Annotated in this window: 14 protein-coding genes; 12 read left to right on the top strand and 2 right to left on the bottom strand. The window is 66.3% G+C overall.

All coding sequences use genetic code 11. The features are described 5' to 3' along the window. The first annotated feature begins 112 nt into the window (after positions 1–112). The 5 genes from ACVIJ6_RS27120 (at position 113) to dprA (ending at position 5757) form a co-directional block, all read left to right on the top strand. Positions 113–1066 (top strand): aspartate carbamoyltransferase catalytic subunit, encoded by a 954-nt coding sequence (locus tag ACVIJ6_RS27120; protein ID WP_456775214.1) that lies wholly within the window; start codon positions 113–115, stop codon positions 1064–1066. A 22-nt stretch (positions 1067–1088) separates the two neighbouring features. Further along, positions 1089–2390, top strand: coding sequence for a dihydroorotase (locus ACVIJ6_RS27115; RefSeq protein ID WP_456775213.1), 1302 nt, complete (start codon positions 1089–1091; stop codon positions 2388–2390). Positions 2391–2420: 30 nt separating this feature from the next. Then, positions 2421–3017 (top strand): glycerol-3-phosphate 1-O-acyltransferase PlsY, encoded by a 597-nt coding sequence (gene plsY, locus ACVIJ6_RS27110; RefSeq protein ID WP_456775212.1) that lies wholly within the window; start codon positions 2421–2423, stop codon positions 3015–3017. A gap of 146 nt (positions 3018–3163) precedes the next feature. Continuing rightward, the gene (locus tag ACVIJ6_RS27105) at positions 3164–4576 is read left to right on the top strand and encodes a patatin-like phospholipase family protein (RefSeq protein ID WP_456775211.1); all 1413 of its coding nucleotides are present in this window, start codon (positions 3164–3166) and stop codon (positions 4574–4576) included. Positions 4577–4638: 62 nt separating this feature from the next. Further along, on the top strand, positions 4639–5757 hold the full coding sequence (gene dprA, locus ACVIJ6_RS27100; protein WP_456775210.1) for a DNA-processing protein DprA: 1119 nt from the start codon (positions 4639–4641) through the stop codon (positions 5755–5757). Positions 5758–5925: 168 nt separating this feature from the next. Here dprA and ACVIJ6_RS27095 read toward each other — a convergent pair whose 3' ends face one another. Next, positions 5926–6135, bottom strand: coding sequence for a hypothetical protein (locus tag ACVIJ6_RS27095; protein ID WP_049795504.1), 210 nt, complete (start codon positions 6133–6135; stop codon positions 5926–5928). Positions 6136–6361: 226 nt separating this feature from the next. On the opposite strand from ACVIJ6_RS27095, the gene topA reads away from it, so the two are divergent. From topA to ACVIJ6_RS27060, 7 genes are all read left to right on the top strand, one after another. Next, positions 6362–9112: a type I DNA topoisomerase gene (topA, locus tag ACVIJ6_RS27090; protein ID WP_456775209.1), complete on the top strand. Its 2751-nt coding sequence runs from the start codon at positions 6362–6364 to the stop codon at positions 9110–9112. 4 nt (positions 9113–9116) lie between these two features. Further along, positions 9117–11495 carry a ribonuclease R gene (gene rnr, locus ACVIJ6_RS27085; protein ID WP_456775208.1) on the top strand — a complete coding sequence of 793 codons (2379 nt, stop codon included), beginning with the start codon at positions 9117–9119 and terminating at the stop codon, positions 11493–11495. Continuing rightward, positions 11492–11947, top strand: coding sequence for a DUF983 domain-containing protein (locus tag ACVIJ6_RS27080; protein WP_456775207.1), 456 nt, complete (start codon positions 11492–11494; stop codon positions 11945–11947). The genes rnr and ACVIJ6_RS27080 overlap by 4 nt, the downstream gene beginning before the upstream one ends. 39 nt (positions 11948–11986) lie before the next feature. Continuing rightward, a complete protein-coding gene (locus ACVIJ6_RS27075) occupies positions 11987–12757 on the top strand; it encodes an NUDIX hydrolase (RefSeq protein ID WP_456775206.1) in 771 nt (256 codons plus the stop codon). A 210-nt stretch (positions 12758–12967) separates the two neighbouring features. Next, positions 12968–14293, top strand: a complete 1326-nt coding sequence (locus ACVIJ6_RS27070) for an LLM class flavin-dependent oxidoreductase (RefSeq protein WP_456775205.1) — start codon at positions 12968–12970, stop codon at positions 14291–14293. Between the two features lie 117 nt (positions 14294–14410). Next, the gene (gene rpmG / locus ACVIJ6_RS27065) at positions 14411–14578 is read left to right on the top strand and encodes a 50S ribosomal protein L33 (protein WP_015666342.1); all 168 of its coding nucleotides are present in this window, start codon (positions 14411–14413) and stop codon (positions 14576–14578) included. Between the two features lie 215 nt (positions 14579–14793). Further along, on the top strand, positions 14794–16146 hold the full coding sequence (locus tag ACVIJ6_RS27060) for a protoglobin domain-containing protein (RefSeq protein ID WP_456775204.1): 1353 nt from the start codon (positions 14794–14796) through the stop codon (positions 16144–16146). 85 nt (positions 16147–16231) lie between these two features. Here the strand turns inward: ACVIJ6_RS27060 and ACVIJ6_RS27055 are convergent, their stop codons facing one another. Then, positions 16232–16462, bottom strand: coding sequence for a hypothetical protein (locus ACVIJ6_RS27055; RefSeq protein ID WP_456775203.1), 231 nt, complete (start codon positions 16460–16462; stop codon positions 16232–16234). Positions 16463–16501: the final 39 nt, after the last annotated feature.

Raw genomic sequence — 16501 nt, 5'->3', positions numbered from 1 at the left:
CCGCGCCATCCAGCAAGCCGGGCCCGGCCGGACCGACGGAACGGGGGATAACTCGGAACCCCGCCTTTCGGCCTTGCCCGCCATGGAAACCGCGCCTATAGCTCTGGCTTTAATGGCAACCTCTCCGAAATCGACTTTCGTCCTCGGGCACCGGCATTTGCTGGGAATCGAGGGCCTTTCCGCTCACGACATCACCGGCCTCCTCGACCTGTCCGAGGAGTATGTCGACCTGAATCGTCAGGTCGACAAGAAGCGCACGGTGCTGCGCGGCCGCACCCAGGTCAACCTGTTCTTCGAGGCCTCGACGCGGACGCAATCCTCATTTGAGCTGGCCGGCAAGCGGCTCGGTGCCGACGTCATGAACATGTCGGTGTCGTCCTCGTCCATCAAGAAGGGCGAGACCCTGATGGACACCGCGGTCACGCTCAACGCGATGCATCCGGACATCCTGGTGGTCCGCCACCATGCCTCCGGCGCAGTAGAGCTTCTGGCCCGCAAGGTCGACGGCTCCGTGATCAATGCCGGCGACGGCGCGCATGAGCACCCGACCCAGGCGCTGCTCGATGCACTGACGATCCGCCGCAACAAAGGCCGTCTCGAGGGGCTGGTCATCGCAATCTGCGGCGACGTGCTGCATTCGCGCGTCGCACGCTCCAACATCCTGCTTCTCAATACGATGGGCGCTCGCGTCCGCGTCGTCGCCCCCTCCACTTTGCTGCCGCCAGGCATCGAGCGTATGGGCGTCGAGGTCGCGCGCGACATGCGCGAGGGCCTCAACGGCGCCGACATCGTGATGATGCTCCGCTTGCAGCGCGAGCGCATGAGCGGCTCCTTCGTGCCGTCGTCGTCGGAATATTTCCAGTATTTCGGCCTCGACCAGAAGAAGCTGGCCTACGCCAAGCCCGATGCGCTGGTGATGCATCCGGGGCCGATGAACCGCGGCGTCGAGATCGACTCCATCGTCGCCGATGGCGCGCAATCGCTGATCCGGGAACAGGTCGAAATGGGGGTTGCCGTGCGCATGGCCGTGCTCGAGGCCCTGGCCCGCAACCTGCCCAACGCTTGATACGAAGTCGGGACGAAACGACATGCTGACCGATCGCCGCCCGATCCTGCTCGCCAATGCGCGCGTCATCGACCCCTCCCGCGACATCGACGGGCCCGGTGACGTGCTGATCGCCGATGGCGTCATCCGCGACCTCAAGCGCGGCATCGGCGCCGCCGGCGTCCCGGAAGGAACCGACGTCATCAACTGTGCCGGAAAGATCGTGGCGCCCGGCCTGATCGACATGTGCGCCTTCGTCGGCGAGCCCGGCCTCGGCCATCGCGAGACCTTTGCCAGCGCCAGCCAGGCCGCCGCGACCGGCGGCATCACCACCATCATCTGCCAGCCCGGCACCGAGCCTGTGATCGACAATTCGGCGACCGTCGATTTCGTGCTGCGCCGCGCCCGCGACACCGCGATCGTCAACATCCAGCCAATGGCCGCACTGACCAAGGGGCTGCGCGGCGAGGAGATGACGGAGATCGGCCTGCTCCGCGCCGCGGGGGCGGTGGCGTTCTCCAACGGCCATACCAGCGTGATGAACGCGCAGGTGATGCGCCGCGCGCTGACCTATGCGCGCGACTTCGACGCCCTGATCGTGCATCACACCGAGGACCCCGACCTCGTCGGCGAAGGCGTCATGAACGAGGGCGAGTTCGCCTCGCGTCTCGGCCTTTCCGGCATCCCGCCGGCCGCCGAAGCGGTCGTGCTGGAACGCGACATGCGCCTCGTCGCGCTCAGCAAGGGCCGCTACCACGCCGCGGCGCTGAGCTCGGTCGACTCGCTCGACATTCTCCGGCGCGCCCGCGAGGCCGGCCTTGCGGTGAGCACCTCGGTCTCGATCAACCACCTCACCTTGAACGAGAACGACATCGGCCCCTACCGCACGTTCCTCAAGCTGACGCCGCCGCTGCGCACCGAGGTCGATCGCCGCGCGCTGGTCGAGGCGCTGGCCTCCGGCCTCGTCGACGTCATCATGTCCGACCACAATCCGCAGGACGTCGAGGTGAAGCGGCTGCCGTTCGCGGAAGCCGCCAGCGGCGCGGTGGGTCTGGAAACGATGCTGACCGCGGGCTTGAGACTGGTGCACAATGACGAGCTGAGCTGGACCACCTTGATCCGGGCGATGTCGACGCGGCCCGCGGAACTGCTCGGCCTGCCCGGCGGCACGTTGCGCGCCGGCGCGCCGGCGGACATCATCGTGATCGATCCCGACGTGCCCTGGATCCTCGATCCGGCCGATCTCAAATCACTATGCAAGAACACGCCGTTCGACGAGGCCCGCTTCACCGGGCGCGTGGTCCGCACCATAGTCGGCGGCCGCACCGTGTTTGAACATGTCTGACGCGCGTCCAAGCGTGGATGGAGTTGTGTGATGGGACCTGAAGCCTTCCTGCCTGTCGCTCTCATCATCGGCTATCTGTTCGGCTCGATCCCGTTCGGCCTGATCCTGACCAAGCTCGCCGGCACGCAGGACCTGCGCAGCATCGGCTCCGGCAATATCGGCGCCACCAACGTGCTGCGCACCGGGCGCAAGGGCCTCGCCGCCGGAACCCTGCTCGGCGACGCGCTGAAGGGCACGGCCGCCGTCATCATCTCCGGCTATCTCGGCGGCCCGAATGCGGCGATGATCGCAGGCCTGGGCGCCTTCCTCGGACATTTGTTCCCGGTGTGGCTGAAATTCCGTGGCGGCAAAGGCGTCGCGGTCTATATCGGTATTCTGATTGGCCTGTTCTGGCCTGGCGCCATCTTCTTCTGTCTCGTCTGGCTCGCAACCGCGTTCGCGTTCCGCTACTCATCACTCGCCGCGCTCGTCACCAGCGTGCTGACGCCGATCGTGCTGTGGGCTTTCGGTCACACCGCGCTGGCAGTGTTGTTCGCCCTGCTCACACTGTTGCTGATTTACATGCATCGCGAAAACATCAGGCGATTGCAGGCCGGCACCGAAGGCAAGATCGGGGCGAAGAAGTAATCACTCCGGACAAATACGGAGCAAATGCGCAAAACCTGTGTTTCGCCGCGTCGAACAGCGGCTGCGCGGCAACACCGCCGCGTCATCAGCTAATAAGTTAACGAGAGACTCTGGCGTGAATCGTGATTGCCTGTCATGATTCCTGCATGTGGTTACGCAAGACCAATTCAAGCGGTTCGTCGGCCACGCGCGATGACCGCAATGATCAGGCGCCGGCGCAGCAGAATGCAGCCCCGGCCCGATCCAACGCCAGCCTCCTGCTCTCGGCTGCGCAGATCTGGTCGACCGAGGCGACGATCACCCAGGAGCCGGAGTCCGCCCCCGAGCCCCTCGTTTCCGAGTCCCTCATCTCCGAGCCCATCGCGTCGGCTGCGCCAGCGACCTCGGAGGTCGCAGAGGCTCAGGCCTGCGTCGCGGAGTCGGCGCCCGAGCCGAGTGAACTCGCCCCCGTCGTAGCCGAAATGATCATGGCGGCGACCCACGCGGCCGTGATGGCCGAGACCAAGGCTGCTGATATCCCGGAGCGCACATTCGCGGAGACGATCGCCACCGCGACGCTGCCGCCGCCGCCGCGGACATGGCCGCCGCGTAAGCTGTCGCTCGCCTTGCAAGGCGGCGGAACCTTTTCCGCCTTCACCTGGGGCGTGCTGGATCGGCTGCTGCAGGAGCCGGGCTGCGACTTCGATACGATCAGCGGCGCCAGCGCCGGCGCGATCAATGCCGCTCTGCTGGCCAGCGGACTTGCCAATCACGGCCGCGAGGACGCCCGCAACCGGCTCGCGCAGTTCTGGACCCGGCTGACCGAGCAGGCCTCGTTCCGCTCGCTGATGGTGATCGGCGGCTATTCGCCCGCCAGCAGCGCGGTCTCGTTCGGCTCAGGGTTGCGCGGCGGACGCGCGGACCCGCTCGACCTCGACCCGCTGCGCGAGATGCTCGCGGACACCATCGATTTCGACGCCGTCCGAAGCGCAAATGCGCCGCGCCTCCTGGTGGCGGCGACCCGGGTGCGCGATGGCCTCCCGCAGATCTTCCGCAACGCCGCAATCACGCCGGACGTCCTGCTGGCCTCGACCTGTCCGGCCCAGCTGCTTGGCGCGGTCGACATCGACGACGAGGCCTATTGGGACGGCGGCTATGCCGCCAATCCGCCGCTGGTCCAGATCGCGCACGAGTCCAGCGCCGCAGACCTGCTGGTGGTTCAGGTCACGCCCGCACAGGATGGCTACGTCCCCGTCACCTCCGCGGCGATCGATCGCCGGCTCGATCAGATTGCCGCCAATGCCGTGCTCAATGCCGAGCTTGCTGCGCTCGAATGGGCCCGAAGTGACGGCCTACATCCGCCGCGTGTGCATCGGCTCGCGGCTGAAGACCAGATCGAGGCCCTTGCGCAGCGCAATGCGACCGAGTTCGGCAGCGACTTCATCGCGCTGTTGCACCAGCGCGGGCGCGACGCCGCAGATCGCTGGCTGCGCGATGCGCCATTCGGCACCACCTTGGCGATCCCCGGCGAGCAGCCGGTGGCGGCTCAGGATGAGGCGCGCGACGTCGCTCTGACATAGCGCGCCCCCTTCCCTGCGTCCTCGGGTTGTTCCATTCTGGCCTCCTCTTCGAGGGGGATCACGTGGACGCCATCAGCACGAGGCAGGAGCTCACCGACACCGAGCGGCGCGATCGCCTGCGGCTGATCCGATCCGACAATGTCGGCCCGCGAACATTCCGGTCGCTGCTCAACCATTTTGGCACCGCCCGCGCCGCGCTCGATCGATTGCCGGACCTGGCGCGCCGCGGCGGCGCGGCCAGGGTCGGTCGCATCTGCACGATCGACGAAGCCGAAGCCGAGCTCGACGCCTGCCTGCGGCGGGGCGTGCAGTTGCTCGCGCCCGAAGAGAACGGCTATCCGCCCCGCCTCGCCAGTTGCGAGGATGCGCCGCCGCTGCTCTGCGTCCGCGGCGTCCACGGGACCTTGATGCAGCCGATGATCGCCATTGTCGGCTCGCGCAACGCATCGGCTGCCGGCCTCAAATTTGCGGGCCAGCTTTCTCACGAGCTCGGCCGCGCCGGCTTCGTGATCATTTCCGGTCTCGCCCGCGGGATCGACCAGGCCGCTCATCGCGCCAGCCTGTCGAGCGGCACGGTCGCGGTGCTCGCCGGCGGCCATGACCGGATCTATCCGCCGGAACATATCGACCTGCTCGGCGCGATTGTGGAGGGCAACGGTGCGGCGATCTCGGAAATGCCGCTCGGACACGAGCCGCGGGCGCGCGACTTCCCGCGCCGGAACCGGCTGATCTCCGGCGCCTCGCTCGGCGTCGTGGTGGTCGAGGCGGCGCATCGCTCGGGCTCGCTGATCACCGCGCGCATGGCAGGCGAACAGGGACGCGAGGTGTTCGCCGTCCCGGGCTCGCCGCTCGATCCACGCGCGGCCGGTACTAACGATCTCATCAAGCAAGGGGCAACACTCGTCACAGAGGCCGCAGACATTATCCAAGCGGTCCGCCCGATCATGGAGCGCCCGCCATCAGCGTCGCTGCGCGAGTCCGACGAAGAATTGTTCGCGCCAGCCCCGGAGAGCCATGATCGCGATCAGATCATCGCCCTGCTCGGTCCGACGCCTGTTTCGATCGACGACCTGATCCGGATCAGCGGCCTCTCACCCGCCGTGCTGCGTGTGGTGCTGCTCGAGCTCGAACTGGCCGGCCGCCTGGAACGCCATGGCGGCGGAATGGTGTCGCTCGCCTGAGCTCATCGATTTCCTTTGCCAGTGAGGAGGCCGACGCATGCGCGCCCACCGCAACGGTAGCATTCAACCACGTGCCGCCGGCGAGAACTGCGACCACTCCTGATGCGAGCAAATCCTACAGTCTACGCCGGAAAATAGCACCGCCGCATCGCTTGACAGACACGCGCGTCAGCAGAGTCTATGACGACTGCGCAACCGCAGATGTTCTTCTGCCTCGAGGTTCGCCATGCGCAAAAGGTAGTCGAGCATGTCGAGGTGATGGCGCTGCGCAAGCTGGGCGAGACTGGCGGTCACCTCCGCGACGAGCGCCGCCGCCGCGTCGGCATCCTCAACCGTCGCTTCAATGTCGGGATCGTGTCTGTCCGCTACCTTGGCCAACAAATATATCCAACATCGGGGGTGTCTGAGACAAACGAACACAAAATGAGTGCGGTTCCAATAGTGTTCCTCACAACCTGATAGGTACTTCGAGGAGCCAACGCAATCGACTTTCAGCATTGGTCGATTTGACAGGAACCGCCTCACCACCCATGTTCGCGTCAAGGGAGCGTGCGCGAATCCCGCGAAACCGGCTCCAATCCTTCCACTAAGTCATTGGAAATACATGAACATCGTCATCGTGGAGTCGCCTGCAAAGGCCAAGACGATCAATAAATATCTGGGCTCCTCCTACGAGGTTCTGGCCTCTTTTGGTCATGTCCGCGACCTTCCGGCCAAGAACGGTTCCGTCGATCCGGACGAGAATTTCCGGATGATCTGGGAGGTCGACCCCAAGGCTGCCGGCCGACTCAACGACATCGCCAAATCGCTCAAGAATGCAGACCGACTGATTCTCGCCACCGACCCCGATCGTGAGGGCGAGGCGATCTCCTGGCACGTGCTCGAAGTGTTGAAGGAGAAGCGCGCACTCAAGGATCAGAAGATCGAGCGCGTGGTCTTCAACGCCATCACCAAGCAGGCCGTGTCGGAGGCGATGAAGCATCCGCGCCAGATCGACGGCGCGCTGGTCGACGCGTATATGGCGCGCCGCGCACTCGATTACCTCGTCGGCTTCACGCTCTCCCCCGTGCTGTGGCGCAAGCTGCCGGGCGCGCGCTCGGCCGGCCGCGTGCAGTCAGTGGCACTGCGCCTTGTCTGCGATCGCGAGCTCGAGATCGAGAAGTTCGTTCCGCGCGAATATTGGTCGCTGATCGCCACGCTGGCGACGCCGCGCGGCGACACGTTCGAAGCGCGGCTGGTCGGCGCCGACGGCAAGAAGATCCAGCGGCTCGACATCGGCACCGGCGCGGAAGCCGAAGACTTCAAGCAGGCGCTGAACGCGGCGAGCTACACGGTCGCCACCGTCGATGCCAAGCCGGCGCGGCGCAATCCGCAGGCCCCGTTCACCACCTCGACGCTGCAGCAGGAGGCGAGCCGCAAGCTCGGCTTCGCGCCGGCGCACACGATGCGCATCGCGCAGCGTCTCTATGAAGGCATCGACATCGGCGGCGAGACCACCGGTCTCATCACCTATATGCGAACCGACGGCGTGCAGATCGACGGCTCGGCGATCACGCAGGCGCGCAAGGTGATCGGCGAGATCTACGGCAACAAATATGTGCCGGAGAGCCCGCGCCAGTACCAGACCAAGGCCAAGAACGCCCAGGAAGCGCACGAGGCGATCCGCCCGACCGACTTGTCGCGCAAGCCGGCCGATCTGCGCAAGCGGCTCGATGACGACCAGGCCAAACTCTATGAACTGATCTGGACCCGCACCATCGCCAGCCAGATGGAGTCGGCCGAGCTCGAGCGCACCACCGTCGACATCATCGCCAAGGCAGGCGGCCGCACGCTGGAGCTGCGTGCCACCGGCCAGGTCGTCAAGTTCGACGGCTTCCTCGCGCTCTATCAGGAAGGCCGCGACGACGAAGAGGACGAGGACAGCCGCCGCCTACCGCAGATGAGCCCGAACGAGCCGCTGAAGCGTCAGAACCTCGCAGTCACTCAGCACTTCACCGAGCCGCCGCCGCGCTTCTCGGAAGCTTCGCTGGTCAAGCGCATGGAGGAACTCGGCATCGGCCGGCCCTCGACCTATGCCTCGATCCTGCAGGTCTTGAAGGACCGCGGCTATGTGAAGCTGGAGAAGAAGCGGCTGCACGGCGAGGACAAGGGCCGCGTCGTGATCGCGTTCCTGGAGAACTTCTTCCGCCGCTATGTCGAGTATGATTTCACGGCGGATCTCGAGGAGCAGCTCGACCGCATCTCCAACAACGAGATCGCCTGGCAGCAGGTGCTGAAGGATTTCTGGACGGGCTTCATCGGCGCCGTCGACGACATCAAGGATCTGCGCGTCGCGCAGGTGCTCGATGCGCTCGACGAGATGCTGGGGCCGCACATCTACCCGCCGCGCGCCGATGGTGGCGACGTCCGGCAGTGCCCGACCTGCGGCACCGGACGGCTCAACCTCAAGGCCGGCAAGTTCGGCGCCTTCGTCGGCTGCTCGAACTATCCGGAATGCCGCTACACCCGTCCGCTCGCCGCCGACAGCGAGGCCGCAGCCGATCGCATCCTCGGCCAGGATCCGGACACGGGCCTCGACGTCGCCGTCAAGGCCGGCCGCTTCGGCCCCTACATCCAGCTCGGCGAGCAGAAGGACTATGCCGAGGGCGAGAAGCCCAAGCGCGCCGGCATTCCCAAGGGCACGCAGCCCTTGGACGTCGATCTCGATCTGGCGCTGAAGCTGCTGTCGCTGCCGCGCGAGATCGGCAAGCATCCGGAGACCGGCCTGCCGATCACCGCGGGCCTCGGCCGCTTCGGGCCGTTCGTGAAGCACGACAAGACCTATGCGAGCCTGGAGGCCGGCGACGAGGTGTTCGACATCGGCCTCAACCGCGCGGTCACCCTGATCGCCGAAAAGGTCGCCAAGGGCCCGAGCAAGCGCTTCGGCGCCGATCCCGGCAAGGCGCTCGGTGATCATCCCTCGCTCGGCCCGGTCGCCGTGAAGGCCGGCCGCTATGGCGCCTATGTCACCGCGGGTGGCGTCAATGCCACCATTCCCGGCGACAAGGAGAAGGACACGATCACCCTCGCCGAGGCGATCGCCCTGCTCGACGAGCGGGCAGCCAAGGGCGGCGGCAAGGCCAAGGGCGCCAAAAAGGCTGCGAAGCCAGCCAAGGCGGCCGCGAAGCCGAAGGCCGGTGGCGACGACGACTCGCCGAAGCCGGCAAAGAAGGCCGTCGCAAAGAAGGCTGCGGCGAAGCCGAAATCAGACTCCACCAGCAAGGCGCGTGCGCCGGTCGCCAAGGCCGCCAAGACATCGGCGAAGCCTGCGACCAAGGCGACGCCCAAGAAGAGCGCAGGCAAGGCCCGCGGATGAGAAAATGAGCAAAAAGCGCGACATCGGCTTCCCTCCGCGGGAGGCCATCGTCGCCTACATCCGCGCCAATCCGGGCAAGGTTGGCACCAAGGACATCGCCCGCGAGTTCGGCCTGAAGAACGCCGATCGCGTGGCCCTCAAGCAGGTGCTGCGCGAGCTCGTCGCCGACGGCACCGTCAAGAAAAGCGGCCGCAAGAAGATTGTCGAGCCCGCGACGTTGCCGGCCACGCTGGTGGCGGACATCACCGGCCGCGACAGTGACGGCGAGCTGATCGCCAAGCCCGCCGAATGGGACGAGGCCGAGCAATCCGAGCCGCCGCGCATCCGTATTTACGCCTCCCGCCTCGCCAAGGCAGGCGCCACCGCCGGCGTCGGTGACCGTGCGCTTCTCCGCGTCGAGCCGATCAAGGATGCCGAAGGCGTCGCCTATCGCGGCCGCGTGCTCAAGGTGCTCGACCAGGCGCGCAACCGCGTGCTCGGCATCTTCAAGAGCAGTCCCAACGGCGGCGGCCGCCTGATCCCCGTCGACAAGAAGCAGGCGGGACGCGAGCTCGCGATCGCGCCCGGCGACACCAGGGACGCCAAGGACGGCGATCTCATCAGCGTCGACCTGTTGCGCGGCCGCGGCTATGGCCTGCCCGCGGGTCGGGTGAAGGAGCGCTACGGGTCCGTCGCCACCGAGAAGGCCATCAGCCTGATCGCGATCCACGCCCACGAGATCCCGATGGACTTCTCGGCCGCGGCGATCGCCGAGGCCGAAGCCGCGCAGCCGGCCACCCTGAAGGGCCGAGAGGACTGGCGCGAACTGCCGCTGGTCACGATCGATCCCCCCGATGCCAAGGATCATGACGACGCGGTTCATGCCGAGCCGGATCCCGATCCGAGCAACCCTGGCGGCTTCATCCTCCACGTCGCGATCGCCGACGTCGCCTATTATGTGCGGCCGGGATCGGCGCTCGATCGCGACGCGCTGATCCGCGGCAATTCGGTGTACTTCCCCGACCGCGTCGTGCCGATGCTCCCGGAGCGCATCTCCAACAATCTGTGCTCGCTGGTGCCGGGCGAGGCACGCGGCGCGCTCGCCGTGCGGATGGTGATCGGGGCCGATGGCCGCAAGCGCTCGCACTCGTTCCACCGCGTGCTGATGCGCTCGGCTGCAAAACTGTCCTACGCGCAGGCGCAGGCGGCGATCGACGGCAAGCCGGACGACGTCACCGGTCCCCTGCTCGAGCCGATCCTGAAGCCGCTCTACGCGGCCTACGAGATCGCCAAGCGCGGCCGCGACGCGCGCGATCCGCTCGACCTCGACATTCCCGAGCGCAAGATCCTGCTCAAGACAGACGGCACGGTCGACCGCGTCGTCGTGCCCGAGCGCCTCGACGCCCACAGACTGATCGAGGAGTTCATGATCTCGGCCAACGTGGCCGCGGCCGAACTGCTGGAGAAGAAGGCGCTCCCCTTGATCTACCGCGTGCACGACGAGCCGACGGTGGAGAAGATCCATGCGCTGCAGGAATTTCTCAAGACGCTCGACGTGCCCTTTGCCAAGAGCGGAGCGCTCAGGCCGTCACTGTTCAACCGCGTGCTGACGCTCGTCGCGGGCCAGGACTATGAACATCTCGTCAACGAGGTCGTGCTGCGCTCGCAGGCCCAGGCGGAATACTCCACGGACAATTACGGGCATTTCGGCCTCAACCTGCGCCGCTACGCCCACTTCACCTCGCCGATCCGCCGCTACGCCGACCTCGTCGTGCATCGCGGCCTGTTGCGCGCGCTGAACCTCGGCGACGGCGCCCTGCCCGACAGCGAGACGCCGGATCATCTTGCCGAGGTCGCGGCGCAGATCTCGGTGACCGAGCGGCGCGCGATGAAGGCCGAGCGCGAGACCGCCGACCGGCTGATCGCGCACCACCTCGCCGACCGCGTCGGCGCCACCTTCCAGGGCCGCATCTCCGGCGTTACCCGCGCGGGCCTCTTCATCAAGCTCGACGAGACCGGCGCCGACGGCCTGGTTCCGATCCGCACCCTCGGCACGGAATATTTCGACTATGACGAGACCCGGCATGCGCTGATCGGCCAGCGCAGCGGTGCCATGCACCGGCTGGGTGACGTCGTCGACGTGCGTCTGGTAGAAGCTCAACCGGTGGCCGGCGCGCTGCGCTTCGAGCTGCTGACGCAGGCCGACGTGCTGGTCTCGCGCCACCCACGCGGCGCAGGACCCCGGCGCAAGAGTACCGCCAAGGGGAATACCAAGACGAAAGCCAAGGCGACCAAGGCCGACGCTCGTCCGCGGCACAAGGAAAAAGGCCGCAAGAAAAGCCAAAAGGCAGGCGCAAAACGCAAGCCCGGCACATCGAAGAAAGGCAGATCATGGACGTCATGAGTTCAACGCCCCGCGCATTGCCACAGACCTTGCCACAGACTTGGACGCGTGACGCCGGCGCCGCCGAGAAGCGCGACGTCTGGACGGCGATGAAGCGCGGCCTGCGCGGCCGCTGCCCGCGCTGCGGAGAGGGCAGACTGTTCCGTGCGTTCCTCAAAGTTGCAGACAATTGCGATCGCTGCGGCCAGGATTTCTCTGGTCATCGCGCCGACGACCTGCCCGCCTATCTCGTGATCGTCATCGTCGGCCACATCGTCGTGCCGATGGCTCTGTCGATCGAGACCAACTACGCGCCGCCGGTGGCGCTGCAGCTCGCGATCTATCTGCCGGTGACCTTGATCGCCTCGCTCGCGCTGCTGCAACCGGTCAAGGGCGCCGTCGTCGGGCTGCAATGGGCGTTCCGCATGCACGGCTTCGACGACAATCCGGTGGAAGGCATTCCGCCGGTCTGAACGACCAGACGATCAACAAACAAGAAAAAGCGGGGGGACATGAGCGAGACGGCACAGGCGACGGACGCACCGGCGGGTAAGCCCGCCGAGAAGGAAGCGGATCATCATCCCTACACCAAGCCGCGCGATGCGGCGACCTTGATCCTGGTCGATCGCAGCGGCGCGGTGCCCAAGGTGCTGGTCGGCAAGCGCCACGACAAGGTCGTGTTCATGCCCGGCAAGTTCGTCTTCCCCGGCGGCCGCGTCGACAAGACCGATCACCGCATCCCCGTCGCCGCACCCATGCCGGCCGAGCTCGAAGCCAATTTGTTCAAAGGCAAGCCGCAGACGACGGCGTCGCGCGCGAAATCGCTGGCGATTGCCGCGATCCGCGAGGCCTGCGAGGAGACGGGTCTCTGCCTCGGCCGCAAGATCGACGGCCCCGCGCCGAAGCTCGACGGTCAGCTTCAAGGTCCCTGGGCGCCGTTCGCCGAGGCCGGCCTGCTGCCCGATCCCTCCGGCCTCTATCTGATCGCCCGCGCCATCACCCCGCCCGGCCGCATCAAGCGCTTCGACACCCGCTTCTTCACCGCCGACGCCTCCGCCATCGCCCACCGCGTCGACGGCGTGGTGCACGCCGATGCCGAACTGGTCGAGCTGGTCTGGGTCGAGCTCGGCTCCAAGCCGCTCGCCGATTTGCATCCGATGACCAAGAACGTGCTGAACGAGCTCGACCGCCGCCTCGCCACCGGCCCATTGCGCCATGACGCGCCGGTGCCGTTCTTCCACTTCTACGGCGGCAAGATGCAGAAGGACCTGCTGGGCGGCTGAGCGCTGGCTGGCGTCATTGCGAGGAGCGCAGCGACGAAGCAATCCAGAGTCCTCGTGCAGCCCTGGATTGCTTCGCTTCCGCTCGCAATGACGGGGTTTGTTCTCTCAGTCCGGCCCAAATCAGCAAATCGTTCTGGGCATCGTGACTGGCGTGTGGTCGCGCAGTTCCCATCTATTTCTTCCAGCGCAACCACCCGCGGACCCCACTCCATGGCCCCTCGTCAACTCAAGCTCGGCGCCTTCATGCGCCCGGTCTCGATCCACACCGGCGCGTGGCGCTATCCCGGCGCCTGGCCGGACGCCAATTTCAATTTCGCGCATCTGAAGCAGCTGATCCGCAAGCTCGAGGCCGGCAAGTTCGACGCCTTCTTCATGGCCGATCATCTGGCCGTGCTGAACATGCCGATCGATGCGCTGAAGCGCAGCCACACCGTGACCTCGTTCGAGCCGTTCACGCTGCTCTCGGCGTTGTCGGCGGTCACCGAGAATATCGGCCTGATCGCGACGGGGTCGACCACCTTCGACGAGCCCTATCATGTCGCCCGCCGCTTCGCTTCCCTCGACCACATCTCGGGCGGCCGCGCCGGCTGGAACATCGTGACGACGGCGAACCCGGACGCGGCGCTGAATTTCGGTCTCGACGACCACATGGAGCATGCCGAGCGCTACAGACGCGCCCGCGAGTTCTACGACGTCGTCACCGGCCTGTGGGATTCGTTCGCCGACGACGCCTTCGTGCGGGATGTCGAGAGCGGGCTGTTCTTCGATCCAGAGAAGATGCACGTGCTTGACCACAAGGGCAAATATCTGAAAGTCCGCGGCCCGCTGAACATCGCCCGCCCCGTCCAGGGCTGGCCCGTCATCGTCCAGGCCGGCGCCTCGGAGGACGGCAAGCAACTCGCGGCGGAGACCGCGGAAGCCGTCTTTACTGGCGGCGGCAGCCTGGCCGACGGAAAGACGCTCTATGCCGACATCAAGGGCCGGATGGAGAAGATCGGCCGCAACCCCGAGCATCTGAAGATCCTGCCCGGCGCCTTCGTGGTGGTCGGCGACAGCGTCGAGGAAGCCAAGGAGAAGCGCGCGCTGCTCGACAGCAAGGTGCACCACGACAGCGCCATCGCCTCGCTCTCGGTCATCCTGGGCACCGACGCCTCCAGTTTCGATCCCGACGGCCCGCTGCCGCCGATTCCTGAGACCAACGCCTCCAAGAGCGGCCGCCAGCGCCTGGTCGACGTCGCCGCCCGCGACAAGCTCACGGTCCGGCAGCTGGCGCAGCGGGTCGGCGGCTATGGCGGGCTCGCTTTCGTCGGCACCGCGACGACCATCGCCGACCAGATGCAGGAGTGGCTGGAGAGCCGTGGCTCCGACGGCTTCAATATCATGTTCCCGTTCCTTCCCGCAGGGCTCGATGACTTCGTCGACAAGGTGATTCCCGAGCTGCAGCGCCGCGGGATCTTCCGCAGGGAGTATGAGGGGCCGACCTTGCGCGACAATCTGGGCCTGCCACGGCCCAAAAACCGGTTCTTCGCGTCCTGAGGGGACAGAATCTGGTCCGGCAACCTTGACTTTGGGGGCTGGCCGGGTAGGTTGCCGGCCAACGGCGCCCCCTCTTTGGCCGGTGCCCACCCCCATTCGTTTCCAGAGGTTCAAGACATGGCCAAAGCGGTCACCATCAAGGTCAAGCTCGTGTCGACCGCCGACACCGGCTTCTATTACGTTGCCAAGAAGAACTCGCGCACCATGACCGACAAGATGGTCAAGAAGAAGTATGACCCGGTCGCGCGCAAGCATGTCGAATTCCGCGAAGCCAAGATCAAGTAAGATCGCGGTTAGCTACGACTTCGACGGGGCCGTTTCGGCCCCGTTTTTTATTGTCCGCCGCGCCCTCTCCGGTTGTACCCGACCCAGGCTGCAACGGTATTATTTTGGTGGGTGGGCTGGAGTTTCCGGTTCCATTGCAAGGAACCATCAACCAAACCCATGCAGATTGGCAGGCAGAGCCTCCCCCCATCGCCCCCTTGCCCGGCAGATCTCGCATGACCGATTCCCAGAGCCTGCAATCCCGTCTCGACTTCCTCGGCATCGACCAGGCGACCCGGGAGATGCTGCGCGAGCTGCGGCCGCTGATCGGCAGGGTGCTGCCCGGCCTGCTCGACCAGTTCTACGCCCATGTCGGCCGGTTTCCGCATCTCTCCACGATGTTCGCGAGCCCGGCCGCGGTGCGCCACGCCAAGCAGGCCCAGCACGACCATTGGATGTCGCTGGCGACCGCCGCGTTCGACGACTCCTATGTGAAATCGGTAACGCGCATCGGCCAAGCCCACCACCGGATGGGGCTGGAGCCGCGCTGGTACATCGCGGGCTACTCGCTGATCGTGACCGGCCTTCAGAAGGCGATCGAGATCGAACAGTCGGATGGCTGGTTCGGCGGTCAGGCGGCGCGCGAGAAGAAGGCCGCAATGCACGCCGCCATCACCCGCGCGGCCATGCTCGACATGGACCTGGCGATCTCGGTGTATCTCGACGCGGCCAAGAAGGAGCAGTATCTGGCGATGCGCCGCATGGCCGATGAGTTCGAAGCCACGGTCGGCCAGATCATCAACCGGGTCCATGCCGACGCCCAGACGCTGGAGGTCTCGGCCAACACGCTGACCAGGACCGCCGAGCAGAACCAGCAGCTGTCGACCAGCGCTGCGGCCGCGTCGACCCAGGTCTCATCCAACGTTCAGTCGGTCGCCGCCGCCGCCGAGCAGATGGCGTCCTCCGTCAACGAGATCGGCCGCCAGGTCACGGCATCGACCACCATCGCCAAGGAAGCCGTGCGCCAGATCGAGCAGACCGATGTCGGCATCAGCGAACTGTCCCGCACCGCCGAGCGCATCGGTGACGTGCTGAAGCTCATCACCTCGATCGCCGCCCAGACCAATCTGCTGGCGCTCAACGCGACCATCGAGGCGGCACGCGCCGGCGACGCCGGCCGCGGCTTCGCCGTGGTCGCCTCCGAGGTCAAGGCGCTGGCGTCGCAGACCGCCAAGGCCACCGAGGAGATCGGCCAGCAGATCGAAGGCATCCAGGGCGCGACGCAATCCTCCGTCGCCTCGATCAAGCAGATCGGCGGCACCATCCAGCAGATTTCGGAGATCGCCGCCGGCATCGCATCCGCGGTCGAGCAACAGGGCGCGGCGACCGGGCAGATCTCGCGCAACGTCCAGGAGGTCGCCGGCGGCACCGCGCGCGTCGCCAGCAATATCGGCGACGTCAGCAAGGGCGCCAACGCCACCGGCACCGCGTCCTCGCAGGTGCTCGCCTCCGCGCACTCGCTGTCGCGCGAGAGCGATCATCTCAAGGACGAGCTGGAGAAATTCCTGCGTAAGGTCCGCGCGGCATAGACCACCTGTCGTCAGCGTCGCACCGCGCCCAGGATGGGCGCGGCGGCTCACGCGACGCGATCTGCTCTGAAGTCGGCGGGGCGCGCTACATTCCATGGCTCTGGAACACGGCCGAGCAACGCTTGCTCAGCTTCTGCCGGTTCTGGGTCAGGCAATTCTGGACCGCGAAATCGTCGCCGAGCTGACTGCGGCAGAATCGCTTGGCATCGGGCGCGCAGGCCTTTTGCTCCTGCGGCGTTCCCATATGGCCCTGGGCCTGGGTAAAGGACGGCAGACCAACCAGCGACAGCGCAGAGGCAAACATCAGCTTCTTCATCTCGGGGGGGCTCCTCCTTGGGAGGGGACAAACGTCTAC

Source organism: Bradyrhizobium sp. USDA 4369, assembly GCF_054056435.1.
Note: the sequence above shows the minus strand (reverse complement) of the source record. Positions and strands in the feature narration are given on the sequence as shown.